This is a genomic window from Sandaracinus amylolyticus, from assembly GCF_000737325.1.
In the GTDB taxonomy this organism is placed as follows: domain Bacteria; phylum Myxococcota_A; class Polyangia; order Polyangiales; family Sandaracinaceae; genus Sandaracinus; species Sandaracinus amylolyticus.
The window spans coordinates 2,251,753-2,265,617 of record NZ_CP011125.1 but is presented as its reverse complement, the minus strand read 5'-3'; the positions used below and the strand labels follow the sequence as shown (position 1 = coordinate 2,265,617).

General features: G+C 72.8%; 8 protein-coding genes. 7 read left to right on the top strand and 1 reads right to left on the bottom strand.

Annotated elements, in window-relative coordinates; translation table 11 throughout:
• Positions 1-162 precede the first annotated feature (162 nt).
• Both DB32_RS09500 and DB32_RS09495 read left to right on the top strand, forming a co-directional pair.
• On the top strand, positions 163-1,860 hold the full coding sequence (locus DB32_RS09500; RefSeq protein WP_169791388.1) for a DUF1592 domain-containing protein: 1,698 nt from the start codon (positions 163-165) through the stop codon (positions 1,858-1,860).
• Positions 1,860-3,209, top strand: a complete 1,350-nt coding sequence (locus DB32_RS09495) for a DUF1552 domain-containing protein (protein WP_053232100.1) — start codon at positions 1,860-1,862, stop codon at positions 3,207-3,209. Before DB32_RS09500 ends, DB32_RS09495 begins: the two co-directional genes overlap by 1 nt.
• Before the next feature lie 97 nt (positions 3,210-3,306).
• Here DB32_RS09495 and DB32_RS09490 read toward each other — a convergent pair whose 3' ends face one another.
• Positions 3,307-4,572, bottom strand: coding sequence for an AI-2E family transporter (locus tag DB32_RS09490; RefSeq protein ID WP_169791387.1), 1,266 nt, complete (start codon positions 4,570-4,572; stop codon positions 3,307-3,309).
• A 727-nt stretch (positions 4,573-5,299) separates the two neighbouring features.
• Here DB32_RS09490 and DB32_RS09480 point away from each other — a divergent pair.
• The 5 genes from DB32_RS09480 to DB32_RS09460 all read left to right on the top strand — a co-directional run bounded on the left by DB32_RS09480 (position 5,300) and on the right by DB32_RS09460 (position 13,834).
• Positions 5,300-10,303, top strand: coding sequence for a vWA domain-containing protein (locus tag DB32_RS09480; RefSeq protein WP_053232097.1), 5,004 nt, complete (start codon positions 5,300-5,302; stop codon positions 10,301-10,303).
• 2 nt (positions 10,304-10,305) lie between these two features.
• A complete protein-coding gene (locus DB32_RS09475; protein WP_053232096.1) occupies positions 10,306-11,427 on the top strand; it encodes an AAA family ATPase in 1,122 nt (373 codons plus the stop codon).
• Between the two features lie 26 nt (positions 11,428-11,453).
• A complete protein-coding gene (locus tag DB32_RS09470; RefSeq protein ID WP_240481184.1) occupies positions 11,454-12,554 on the top strand; it encodes a phosphotransferase family protein in 1,101 nt (366 codons plus the stop codon).
• A complete protein-coding gene (locus tag DB32_RS09465) occupies positions 12,551-13,063 on the top strand; it encodes an adenylyl-sulfate kinase (protein ID WP_053232094.1) in 513 nt (170 codons plus the stop codon). The genes DB32_RS09470 and DB32_RS09465 overlap by 4 nt, the downstream gene beginning before the upstream one ends.
• Before the next feature lie 165 nt (positions 13,064-13,228).
• Positions 13,229-13,834 (top strand): hypothetical protein, encoded by a 606-nt coding sequence (locus tag DB32_RS09460; RefSeq protein ID WP_053232093.1) that lies wholly within the window; start codon positions 13,229-13,231, stop codon positions 13,832-13,834.
• Positions 13,835-13,865: the final 31 nt, after the last annotated feature.

Sequence of the window (13,865 nt, the reverse complement as noted above, 5' to 3'; positions counted from 1 at the left end):
CGGCCCGCCGGGGCCGACCGACCATCACCCCGGGGGGTGGATCCGCGACCGGCCGGTCGCACCAGACCCCACCGGAGCGGAGCGCGTTCTGTTCCCGCGCGCCGCGATCCGCGGAATTCGCGATGTTCCGTTACGGCACTTCCCTTGCGAAGGCGCGTGCACATGCGCTTTCGCTCCCTCACCGCGCTCGCGGTGCTCTCGCTCGCCGCGTGCGACGGGTCGCTGCTCGATCCACGCGGCAGCGGTCCCGGCACGGTCGACGGCTGGGGTCCAGAAGGCCCGAGCGGTCCCGGTGGCCCCACCGTCCCGGCCGAGCCCGGCCGCGTGACGATGCGCCGGCTCAACCGGAGCGAGCTCGACCACACGGTGCGCGACCTGCTCGGCATCGAGCGCCAGGTCAGCACCGACTTCCCCGCCGACGATCGCGGCTACGGCTACGACAACAACGGCGACGTGCTCTCGACCTCGGCGCTCCACGTGGAGCTGCTCGCGAGCAGCGCGGAGGAGTGGATCGACGAGGCGCTCGGCACCGCCGAAGCGCCCGGGCCCGGCCGCGAGCGCATGCTGACTTGCGACGTCGCGACCGGCGGCGAGTCGTGCGCGCGCACGATCCTCACCACGTTCACGCGCCGCGCGTGGCGCCGCCCCGCGACCGACGCGGAGATCACGCGCCTGCTCTCGGTGCACGAGATCGCGCAGATGCACGGCGACGGCTGGCCCGAGGGCGTGCGCCTCGCGCTGATCGCGACGCTGATCTCGCCGCACTTCCTCTACCGCGTCGAGCTCGACGATCCCGCGGTCGACGGGCCCGAGCGCGTGTCGGACTACGAGCTCGCGTCGCGCCTCTCCTATTTCCTCTGGGCGAGCGCGCCCGACGACGAGCTGCTCGACCTCGCGGCAGACGGCGTGCTCCACGACGAAGCGACGCTGCGCGCGCAGGCCGAGCGCATGCTCGACGACGCGCGCGCCCGCTCGCTCGTCGACGACTTCGCGGGCCAGTGGCTCTACACGCGCCTCATCCCCGATCACGACGCCGACGACGGCACGTTCCCCGACTGGACGCCGGAGCTCGCGCGCTCGGCGCAGGGCGAGATGGAGCGCTTCTTCGCCGCGTTCCTCGAGGAGGATCGGCCGGTCGAGGACATGCTCACCGCGAGCTTCGGCTTCGTCGACGATCGCCTCGCGGCGCACTACGGCGTCGAGATTCCGGAAGGCACGACGCGCGACGAGCAGGGCTTCGCGCGGGTCATGCTGCCCGACACGCGCAGCGCGGGCCTGCTCTCGCGCGCCGGCGTGCTCGCGGTCACGTCGCAGCCGAACCGCACGTCGCCGGTGAAGCGCGGCGTGTGGGTGCTCGAGCAGATCCTCTGCTCGCCGCCGCCTCCGCCGCCGCCCGGCGTCGAAGGCCTCGAGGCGACCGAGCCGCGCGAGGGCGAGACGCTGCGCGAGCGCTTCGAGCGGCACCGCAGTGATCCGGTCTGCGCGTCGTGCCACTCGGTGATGGATCCGATCGGCTTCGGCCTCGAGCGCTACGACGCGATCGGTCGTTATCGCGAGACCGACAACGACGGCACGATCGACGACAGCGGGCTGCTCCCCGGGTTCGGCGAGTTCACGGGCGCGAGCGAGCTCGGCGCGATGATCTCGAGCGACCCGCGCTTCCCGCGCTGCGTCACGCGCCAGATGATGACCTACGCGCTCGGCCGCGGTGTCGAGCACCGCAGCGACGAAGCGTGGGTCGACATGCTCACCGAGGACATGCTCGCGAACGGCGGGACGCTGCGCGCGCTGATCCTCGAGATCGTGACCAGCCCCCCGTTCCGCATGCGCGGCGCCGATCACGGCGCGGAGGACGAGTGATGTCGGCGTGGAGCAAGAAGAAGCTGGGGCGCCGGTTCTTCCTCGGCGGCGCGGGCGCGGCGATCGCGCTTCCGTTCCTGCCCTCAGCGGCGCGGATGATCGAAGGGCGCAGCACGGCGCACGCGGATCACGCGTCGTGCGAGGACCCGAAGCGGCTGCTCGCGTGGTACGTGCCCTGCGGCATCCACATGGCGGCGTGGCGCCCGACGTCGACGGGGCGCGACTTCGCGCTGCCGGAGATCCTCCAGCCGCTCGAGCCGGTGCGCGCGAAGATCAACGTGCTCACCGGCATCGCGAACATGCCGGCGCGGCCCGACGGCCCGGGTGATCACGCCGCGGGCACCGGCTCGTTCATCACCGCGACGCACGTGGTGAAGACCGAGGGATCCGACATCCGCAACGGCGTCTCGATGGACCAGGTCGCGGCGATGCACATCGGGTCGTGCACGCGCTTCGCGTCGCTCGAGCTCGGCATCGACGGCGGTGGCCCCGCGGGCGGCTGCGACTCCGGCTACTCGTGCGCGTACGCGCGCAACGTGAGCTGGAGCGGCCCGCAGACGCCGATGCCGAAGATGACCGACGTGCGCGCGGTGTTCGATCGCCTGTTCGAGGGCTTCGATCCCACCGCGTCGCTCGCGGAGATCGAGCGTCGTCGCGCGTACCGCACGAGCGTGCTCGACGTCGCGCTCGAGGACGCGAACTCGCTGCGCCCGCGCCTCGGCACGACCGATCAGCGCAAGCTCGACGAGTACCTCACGGCGGTGCGCGAGGTGGAGCTGCGCATCTCGTCGGAGGAGACGCTGGTGTGCGAGATCCCGGGCCGCCCCGCGACGGATCTCGATCTCACCGCGCGCATCGACGTGATGAGCGACCTCCAGGCGATCGCGATGCAGTGCGATCTCACGCGCGTCATCACGTTCATGATGGCGAACGCGGGCAGCAACCGGAGCTATCCGTTCCTCGGCATCAGCGACGGGCACCACAGCCTCTCGCACCACCAGGGCAACGCGGAGAACCACCGCAAGCTCACGCTGATCGATCGCTGGGAGATGGAGCGCTTCTCGTACTTCCTGCAGAAGCTCGACTCCATCGAGGAGCCCGGCGGCGGCACGCTGCTCGACACGTGCGCGGTCTTCCTCTCGAGCGAGATCTCGGACGGCGATCGCCACAACCACGACGACATGCCGATCCTCGTCGCCGGCACCGCGAACGGCGCGTGGGAGACGGGGCGTCACGTCGTGTACGACGGGCGCCCGCCGGTCGCGAATCTCTTCACGACGCTGCTCAACGCGGTCGGTGTCCCGTCGGAGCGCTTCGGCGACGACGGCACCGGTCCGCTGACGATCTGATCCAAAGACGAAGATCGGCTCGCCCGCGGGTCCCTACCGTCCGCGCGCTTCGCGCGCTCCCCTCCGGGACCGGCGGGACGAGCACTCCGGTAGGGACTCACGTCGCGGCGCTCGCCTCGCGGTGGGCGCGTCTCGGCCTCCAACGGAAGAGCCCGCGTCGCTCGCCATGCGGCGCCGCGGGCTCGCCGAGCACGTCCTCCACGTAGAGCATCCGGACCGCGACGACGACGACGACGAGCAGCGGCGTCGCGACGAGCACGCCGACCGGCCCGAGGTACACGACCGTGACGAGCTGCGCGAGCACCACGAGCGCGGGCGGCAGGTTCACGGCGCGCGACTCGACGACGGGGTCGAGCAGGTTCGTCTCGAGGAACTGGATCACGAGATAGAGCACCAAGACCTGCAGCGCCTTCTCGGGCCCCTGCAGGAACGCGACGGCCACGGCGGGCACGAGCGCGAGGATCGCGCCGATGAACGGGATGAACGCGAGCGCCCCGGTGATCACGCCGATGGGCAGCGCGAGCGGCACGCCGAGCAGCGCGAGCCCGACGCCGAACGCGACGCCGATCACCGTCATGAGGAAGAGGCGCGCCGCGAACCACGAGCGCAGCGTGCCGACGGTCGCGTGGATCACCTCGCGCAGGCGATCACGCCGCGGACGCGGAGCGAGCATCAGCAAGCCGTCCACGTAGCGACGCGGCGTCGCCGCGAAGAAGACGGCCAGGAAGATCACGATGACCGTGTCGGCGAGCGCGCCGAGCCCGCTGGCGACGCTGCGCTGCACGGAGCCGAGCATCTCGCCGGAGCGCGCGGCGAGCTGATCGTCCATGCCCCCGACGCGCTCGCGGATGCGCCGCGCAAGCGGCGTCTCCTCGACCCACGTGCGCGCGCGCTCGACACCGTCGCGCACGGCGATCTCGAGGTCGTCGACCTGCGCCGCGATCTGCGGCCCCGTCCACATCGAGAACGCGACGACGAGGCCGACCAGCGCGAGCAGCGTGAGCGCGAGCGACGCGCGATACGGGAGGTGCAGACGGCGCGAGACCGCGCTCGCGATTGCCCACATCGCGATGCCGAGCAGCAGCGCGCACGCGAGCACTGCGGCGTAGTGCACCAGCGGGGCGCCGAGGACGTACGCGAGCGCCACCCCGCCGAGGCCGATCACGATGATCTTCGCCGCGCGGACGGCGCCCTCACGCGTGTCGTCGGTCATCGCGGAGAGCACCAAGCGCGAAGCGTGCCGTGAGGGACTGATGCGAGAGTGCCAGTCGGAGGATGGCAGTCGGATATCGTGAGATCGATTCTCGCACTGGCACGTCGATAGGCACTCTGCTAACTCTGCGACTCGCTCCGTTCTGCTCACCCGACGCGACGGAGGTCCACTGCATGAGCCCTCACTCCCGCACATACGCCTGCGAAGACTGTCTCTTTCTCGGACGAGAGCTCTCGCTCCGAGGAGAGGAAGCCCTCGAGGTGATCGGGTGCACCGGTCCCCGAGCGCTGCCGATGCCGGCGGCGTTCGTGTGGTGAACCGCGTGCTCGTGCGGTGAGCCGCGTCGCGGAGCTCGTGCTGCACCTGGATCCCCTGGCTCTCGCGCTCGTCTGAGCGCCTTCCGATCGCGCTCGCGCGCTCGTGAGGCGCGGCGAGCGCGGCACCGCGTCGTCGAAGCGACCCCTCCGGTGGGAGCGGTCGGACGCGGCGCCCGGTCTCCGTCGAGCCACCCGGTGCGTGGGCATTCTCGCCTGCGCGCCGCGGAGACCTTCGGGCGCGTCGGCTCGAGCGATCGAGCCGGCGCAGTGTCTTCGTGGCCCACGGATCCAGGCGCGCTCGTGCCCGCCGCGCTCCCGGCGCGCGATGCAGCCGTGCGGACGATCCCGCTGTCCGCGCGGCTCGAGGTCGTCGTGTGTCCAGCACACGGCGTGCGCGCCCCCTCGGCGACGAGCGTCATGCGCTCCGAGCCGCGGCTCACCGAACGAACGTCGAGCATCGCAGTCGGACTCTCACGCTCTCCGCGGGGGACGTGACACTCGATGCTTGCGTACGACCCCGCTGCGACCCGCACACTCCTCGCACCCACAACGGCCTCGTCGTGCCCGTCCTCCTCTTCCAACGCCTGCTCACGCGCTCGGTCGATCGCGACGATCTGCCGGCGCTGCGCACGCTCGCGTCCCTGCCGATCCCAGAGCGTGCGCCCTGGCTCGGCGCGCTCGCGCCCGCGCTCTCGCACGACGACGTCGACGTGCGTGTCGCGGCGGTGCGCGCGCTCGCCGGCGCGCGCGGGCGCGTCGGGCTCCTGCGCATCTCCGAGTCGCTCGACGATCGTGACCAGGAGGTGCGCATCGCGGCCGTCGAGTCGCTGCGCGCGTCGAGCGCGGGGCTGCCCGCCGCATGGGCGCTCGCGATCTTCCATCGCGATCCCGCGGTGCGTCGCGCTGCGGTCGAGGGCACGGCGCCGCTCGGCTGTGAGTCGCTCGCGCTGCACCTGCTGCCCGATCCGGCGTGCGCCGATCGCGTCACACTGCCGGCGCAGCCGCGCGCGATCGGACCGATCCTCGCGCACGTCCGGACCGGCGTGATGAGCGCCGAGCGCGCGCGGGCGTGGATCGAGTCGAACCTCGGCGTGCAGCTCCTGAACGAGCTGCTCGTGATCCGGTACCGCACGCCGGCGGAGATCGATCCGATCCTCGACGGCGACGATCCCGGCGTCGCGCTCGACGACACGCTCGAAGAGATGATCGAGCTCTTCCTCGCGCCCGACGTCGAGCCCTCGCGCTGCGCGAGCGTGCTGCGCACGGTGCGCGCGCTCCTGCTCGGGCGCCCCGACACACATCGTCGCGCGGCGGCTGCGCTCTATGCGCTGCTGCGTCGGCGCGGCGAGCTGCCCGCGCCTGCGTGCGCGCTGCTCGGCGCGGTGTATCCCGCCGCGCTCGCCGACGTTCGCCTGTCGCGCGCGGTGCGCGTCGACGCTCTCGAGGGCCCGCTGCAGTGCGGTGATGCAGTGCCCGCGCTCGCGGCGGAGACCGTCGACGCGCTGCTCGGCGGCGATCTCGTGCGCACGCCGGAGGGCACGCTCGACCTGCGAGCGCTCGCCGCGGTCTTCACGGTCGCCCGCGGCGTCGATGCCGCGACGGTGATCGCGCGCCTCGGCGAGCGCGAGATCATCGAGGCGTTCCGGGCCGATGCGCACCGCGCGGCGCCGCTGATCGCGCGCGCTCCCTCGCTCCTGCCGGCGCTGCTGAGCGCGATGCCGGATCGGCGCGCGCTCCTCGTCGCCCTCGCGATCACCGCGACCCCGACCGACGACGTCGCGCTTCCCGCCGGGGTCGACGCAGCGCTCGCGATCGACGTCGCGCTCGCGCTCGACGTGCTCCGCGCGTCCGAGGAGGCGCGCCTGACCTCGGCGAAGATCGGTCGCTCCGTCGAGGTGCTCGGAGCGTGCATCGCCGCCGTGCCCGAGGCGCTTCGCGCGCTGATGATCGCGCTCGTCGATCACGACGACGCGAAGGGCTCGCCGCTCCTGCTCGATCTCCTCGGCGACGTCGCGCGCCGCGTCGGCGCCGACGCGTGGGTGGACGCCGCGCGCTCGCTCGATCTCGAGCGGCTCGTCGCGCTGGTGACGCTGCTCGGCCACGTCACGAGCCTCCCGTTCGCGAAGGAGCTGGCGCTCGCGCACGCGCTCGCCGAGCACGAGCACCCCGCGCTCCGCGGCTGGGCGACGAGCCGCGTGCCCCGCCCTGCGCTCGAAGATCCCACGTCGCTCACGGTGACGACGCTCGACGAGCACCAGGTCGCGCGCATCGCGGGCGCGACCACGGCGGGCGATCTGCTCGACGCGCTGCGGCCCGCGCTGACCGCGCCGCGGCGTGGGCTCGTCGCGGTGCTCGCGGCGCGCCGACCGATCGTGTCGCCCGTGGTGTGCGCGGCGCTGCTCGCCTCGCACGACGATCCCGTCGCGGTCGCACGCGAGCTGGCGCGCTGGTCCGCGCCGACCGCTGCGTTCCGCACCGAGCTCGACGCCGAGATGGTGCGCCGCTGGCGCGGTCGTCAGGACGTGCTCCCGGTGCTCGCGAACGCGTGGCTGCACCTCTTCGAGGCGCACGCGTTCGCGCTGATCGAGCGGCTCGCCGCGGGGAGCGACGGTGCGCTCGGCGCGCTCGCGGCGGCGCGATCGCTCCCGGCGCCGATCCTCGCGCAACAGATCTGGGCGGGCGTCGCGACCGTCGCGGAGATGTGGCGGTGGCGCGATCGCGCGCGCCTCGAAGAGCTCGCGACGCCCGCGCTCTTCGATCTCGCGCTCGCCGAGCTCGACACCGATCTCGGCGACATGGCGGCGCGCCTGCTCGTGTCGTGCGGCGTGGTCGCGCCGACGCTGCTCGCGGAGCGCACGCCCGCGATCGTCGCGCGGCTCCCCGATCTGCCGGAGCGCACGCGCGAGCGGCTCGCCCCGATCGCGAGCGCGCGCGGGCTCGCGCCGGCGCGGCGACCTCCGCGCGCGCGCATCACGTCGGACGAGCTCGATGCGATCGACCGCATCAAGAGCCTCGCCGATCTCGATGCGCTCGCCCGCGAGTGCGAGGGCACGATCGAGCCGCTCGTTCAGGAGGCCGCGCTCGCGCTGCTCCTGCGCGGCGCGGCCGCGGGCGAGCGACGGATCGCGCAGCTGCTCGAGCGCGAGCCCGGTGTGCCCTGCGCGAGCGCGCTCGCGGGCGCGGTGGACTTCTTCGAGTCGCAGCCGGCGCTCGACGTGATCGAGGCGATGGTGCGCGCGCGTCGCGGCGCGGGCGCCGACGCGGAGCTGCGGTTCCGGCTCGCGGTGTCGCTGGCGCGGCTGGGTCGCACCGACCTCGCCGACGTCGCGCTCGAGGCGGCGTGCGATCCCACGCCGCCGATCGGGTGGATGCGCGAGAGCGACGTCGAGCGGCTCGAGGCGCTGCGCCCGCTCGTCGTCGTCGCCTGCACGCTCGCGCGGTCGCCGCATCCGCACGCGTACACGCGCGCGGTCCGCACGCTGCGCACGCACGTCTGGCGGCCCGCGGAGCGAGAGCGCTGCCTCGAGGGCCTGCGCGCGTTCCTGATCGCGGGGCCCGAGCGTCACGCGGCGCTGCGCAGAGAGGTCGCGCAGTGGCTGATCGCGGAAGAGGATCGCCTCGGCGCGCCGCTCCTCCTCCAGAGCGCGCTGCGCGCCGAGCAGCCGCTCCCGATCGACCTGATCCGGCGCATCAGCGAGGGCATGGTGATGGCGCTCGCGGAGGGCGGCCTCACCGTCGGGCACGAGCACGTGCTCGAGCCGCGGATCGTCGATCTGCTCGAACGGTTGCGCACGCGACCGAGCGCTCGAGAGTCCGCGCTCCGCCGCGTGCTGGAGGACGGCATCTACGAGGTCGCGCGGCGTCGTGCGCGCTTGCTGATGGCGCCGGCGCGCGCCCGCGACGCGAAGCTGCGCGAGGTCGCCGACGTGTTCGCGTGGGGCACGCGCCGCGCGCGCGAGCTCACCGGGCGCGTCCTGCGCTTCCACATCAGCGACGTCTCGCAGCTCGGCTACACGACGATGCGCTCGGGTGACGTCCACGTGACGCCGCTGCCGATCTTCCAGCGCGAGCGCGACGGGCGGACGATCGTGGAGGCCCTCGTGCTGCACGAGATCGGGCATCACGTGTTCCACGGCTCCGACGAGGCGATCGCGATCTGGGAGAAGGCCGACGAGATGGGCCTCGTGCGCCTGCTCAACCTCGTCATGGACGAGCACCTCGAGCGCAACCTGCGCGCGATGGAGGCGGAGTGGGGCGATCGCCTGAAGACGCTCGCGGCGTGGGCCTTCCGGCACTCGCGCAACGACGTGAAGCTCGATCTCCTGCTCTCGATCCTCGGCGCGCACGCGTTCGACGTGCTGAGCGCGACGAAGCTCGGCGTCGCGCGCGATCGCGCCGCGATCACGGTGGAGAGCGGCGCGGTGCTCGGTGCGCTCGAGGCGCGTGGTCACTCGTTCGCGCGCTTCGTGCGCGCGCTGCGCATGGGCCTCGGTGATCGCTCAGGCGACCCCAAGGTGCGCGAGGCGCTCGCGCTGTTCGATCGCAAGTTCCGCCACGCCGACGTGCCGCGGCTCTGGGAGATCGCGCAGGCGCTGCATCGCATCTTCGGACAGGAGATCGACGTCGCGCTCGGCTTCGGCGGCGCGGAGTCGGTGTCGCGCCCGGGCGAGCTCGTCGACTGCGACGAGGGCATCACCGACGGCGAGGTGCAGCGCGAGGTGCAGCGCGTGCTCGAGGCGCCTCGCAGCACGCCCGGCGCACCGCCCGCCGGGCGCGACCAGCCGCTCGCGATCAACGTCGGCGCGAGCCAGGACTGGGCGCCGATCACGCGCGTCGAGGTGCTCGCGCCCGATCCCGGCAAGCACGAGCAGGTCGCGAGCACGGTGCGTCGCCACGCCGATCGCATGCGCCGTCACCTCGAAGAGCTCGGCCTGCGCTGGGAGCCGCAGCGGATGCGCCTCCAAGGACGTCGCCTCGACGTCGCGCGCCTGCGCGCGCTCGTGACCCGCGGCGATCCGCGCGTGCTGATCGCGCGCGAGCTGCGCCACCGCACCGATCTGTTCCTCGGCGTGCTGATCGACTGCTCGGGCTCGATGCAGGGCACCTCGATGGAGCGCGCCCACGCGTTCGGCGTGCTGCTCGCGGAAGCGGCGCGCGATCTGCGCGGCGTCGATCTGCGTGCGTTCGGGTTCACCGACCGCTGCATCTACGACGCGGGCGATGCGCGCCGCAGCGCGATCACGTCGCTGCGCGCGACCGACGGGAACAACGACGCGGCCGCGCTCGACCACGTGGCGCACGTCGCCGCGCGCTCGACCCGCCGCGCGAAGCTGATCGTGATGATCAGCGACGGGCTCCCGACCGAGTGCTCGGTCGACGCGCTTCGCACGTGCGTGCGCCGCACCACGCGTCGCGGCATCGCGTGCGCGCAGGTCGCGGTGCGACCGCTCGAGGAAGTGTGCTTCCCGCACTACGTGGTGATCGAAGGCGGCGAGCTCGACGGAGCGGTCGCGCGCTTCGGCGAGGTGATCACGAAGCTGGTGCGCCAGGTGATGAGGGGTTGATCATGACGAAGCTGGAGATCGACGAGATCCGCGTGGGCGCGGTGATGGAGGCGACGTTCTGGGCGAACCCCGTCGAGGACTCGCGCTTCAAGTACCGCGCGACGCACCTCGACGGGCGACGCGCGCCGAAGGTCGTGCTCAGCGACGACGTGCGCATCCAGCCCGGCGTGCCGTGCCTCGTGCGCATCGAGGCGATCCACAAGCCGGAGCGCGCCGACCACGGCTTCATCGAGGCGAAGTGGGAGCGCCCCGCGCCGTTCCGCATCGAGGGCGTGTGGATCGATCCGTCGGTCGCGAAGAAGCTGCAGATCCTGCTCGAGAGCGGGCTCAACATCCTGCTCGACGGTCCGCAGGGCTGCGGCAAGACGACGCTCGCGCGCGCGATCGCGGAGTCGCTCGGCATGGAGTTCGTCTTCTTCAACTGCGGCGCAGTGGTCGAGGCGAGCGATTTCCTCGCGACCATCCAGGTGCGCGCGAGCGCGTCGGGCGCGCCGGTCACCGACTTCGTGAAGACCGACGTGCTCCTCGCCATCGAGCAGGCCAACGAGTCGAAGGACAAGCGCTGGCTCGTCTTCCTCGACGAGCTCAATCGCTGCCCCGAGAGCGCGCGCAACGCGCTGATGCCCGCGCTCGACGCGACGCGCCGCGTGTTCCATCCGGTCGAGAACCGCTTCGTGAAGATCCCCGATCACGTGCAGTTCGTCGCCGCGGTGAACCGCGGTCGCGAGTTCTCCGGCACGTTCGGGATCGACGCCGCGCAGCTCGATCGCTTCGCGCCGCTGCAGATGCGTTATCCGCCGCCGCCCGAAGAGGTGAAGCTGCTGCGCGCGCGCCATCCCTCGCTCGGCAAGGAGCTGGTCGAGACGCTCGTCGCGATCGCCGATGCGGTGCGCCACGCGCCCGAGCTCGGACAGAGCCTCTCGGTGCGCGCGACCGACGAAGCGTGCGTGTACCTCGAGCATCCGCTGATGAGCGAGGAGCCGCGCGCGAACCTGCCCGAGGTGCTCAAGTCGAGCTTCTGCGGGCGCTTCTCGGGCCGCTGGGACGATCCCGGCAGCGACGCGGGCGCGGTCTGGGCGACCGTGACGCGCGTGCTGCGCGAGCGCGGAGAGCCGGTGGCGTGATCGGGGCGCGCGTCTAGATCGCCGGGGTGCCGGATCGATCGGACAAGCTGCCCGCCGGACTGCGCGCGCATCTCGCGTCGCTGTTCCCGGGCGCGCGCGTCGTGCGGGCGTGCGCGCTCGGGCCCGATGCGCATCCGCCGAGCGACGAGACGGAGAAGGAGCTCGGGTACGGACATCCGCTGCGCGTCACGCTCGCGACCGAGAGCGGGACGACGCGCGACGTGGTGCTCCACACCGCGGGCAGCGACGAGTACGGCCACGATCGCCGCGCGGATCGTGTCGCCGCACAGGTCCTCGCGTACGACACGTTCGGGCTCTTCCCGCAGCACGTGCGCGCGATCGACGTGGGCGCGCTGCGCGACGACGGGACGCTCGTGTCGCTGCGCGCGACCGGCGAGGCGTACCTGATCACCGAGTGGGCCGAGGGCGAGCTCTACGCCGACGATCTCCGCCGCATCGCGCGCGACGGCATCGTGCGCGAGCTCGACGTCGCGCGCGCCGACGCGCTCGTCCGCTACCTCGTCGCGCTGCACCGCACGCCGGGCACCCACGAGGGCGCGTACGTGCGCGCGATCCGCGACCTCGTCGGCGCGGGCGAGGGCATCGCGGGGATCGTCGACGCGTACCCCGACGACACGCCGGGCGCGCCGCGCGCGCGGCTCGACGCGATCGAGCGCGCGTGCCTCGAGCATCGCCTGCGCCTGCGCCGTCGCACCGATCGACTGCGACGCACCCACGGCGACTTCCACCCGTTCAACCTGCTCTTCGATGGCGAGGCGCTCACGGCGCTCGACGCGAGCCGCGGCGCGCAGGGCGACCCCGCCGACGATCTCGCGTCGCTCACGATCAACCATCTCTTCTTCGGGCTCGAGCACCGCGACGTGTGGAAGGACGGGCTCGGCGCGTTGTGGTCGCGCACGTTCGATCGCTATCTGCGCGCGAGCGGCGACGACGGCGTGCTCGAGGCGATCGCGCCGTTCTTCGCGTGGCGCGCGCTCGTCGTGTCGAGCCCGCGCTGGTACCCGCACCTGCGCGGCGAGGATCGCGATCGCCTGCTGCGCTTCGTCGAGCGCGTCCTCGCTGCGCCGCGCTTCGATCCCGCGATCGGCATCGAGGCGATGACGTGAGCGACACTGCATCGAGCGGCGTCGTCGTGTGGCTCACCGGGCTTCCCTCGTCGGGCAAGTCGACGCTCGCGCGACGCGCCGCGGAGCGACTGCGCAGCACGAACGTCGCGACGCTCGTGCTCGACGGCGACGACGTGCGCGAAGCGCTGCGCCCGCGGCCCGGCTACGACGACGACGCGCGCGACGCCTTCTACGAGACGCTCGCGCGGCTGGCAGCGCTCGCCGCGTCACAAGGGCTCGTCGTGCTCGTGCCCGCGACGGCGCACCGCCGCGCGTTCCGCGATCGTGCGCGCGCGCTCGCGCCGCGCTTCGTCGAGGTTCACGTCGACGTGCCGCTCGCGACCGCCGAGGCTCGCGACGACAAGGGCTTCTACGCGCGCGCCCACGCCGCGCAGTCGAGCACGATGCCCGGCGTCGGCGTCGCGTACGAGGCGCCGAGCGCGCCCGAGCTCGTCGTGCACGCGAGCGACGACGTCGGCGCGCTGCTCGCCGCGATCACGCGGCTCTGATCACGCGCGCAGTCCGCGCGCGTGGCCGTTGTCGCGCGCGGCGTGGTGCCCACGTCGCTGCCCACACGAGGGCGGACTGCTCACTCGGTGACGCTCGCAGGGGGATGTCGGATGCGAGCCGAGCGCGGTCCTGTCCATGACCCACTCAGGATTCCGGGGGTAGACATGATCCGTTCGTTCCTGATCGCCGTCGTCGCGCTGTGCGGTCTCGCCGCGTGTGGAAGCAACGAAGAAGCGTCGACGACGGAGACGACCGGCACCGCGCCGGCGACCACCACGACGCCGACGCCGACGCCTCCGCCCACCACGCCCACGCCCGCCGAGGGCACCACGGCCGCGCCCGGCGCGGCGGCCGCCGGCGGCGGCGCGACCATCACGATCGCGACCGGCTTCACCGATCCCACGATCACGACGGGCACGTCGGGCGGCGCGGTCGAGGCCTCCACGCTCAACTCCGAATGCGCGGGCTGGGTGAGCTCGAGCCCCGATCACGTGATCGATCTCCAGGCCGCGATGCCGCGCCTGAAGATCATGGCGTTCGGCACCGAGGCGGACTCGGACGTCACGCTCGTCGTGCGCAAGCCCGACGGCACGTACCTCTGCAACGACGACAGCGACGGCTTCCACCCGGTCGTCGAAGGCGAGATGCCCGCGGGCCGCTACGAGGTCTTCGTCGGCAGCTACGAGCAGGGCCGTCGCCGGGCGTACCGCCTCGGCATCACGACGCAGGAAGCGGCGACGCCGACCACCACGCTCGCGCAGGCGCAGTGATCGACTGACCCCCACGGACGCCGGTGATCTC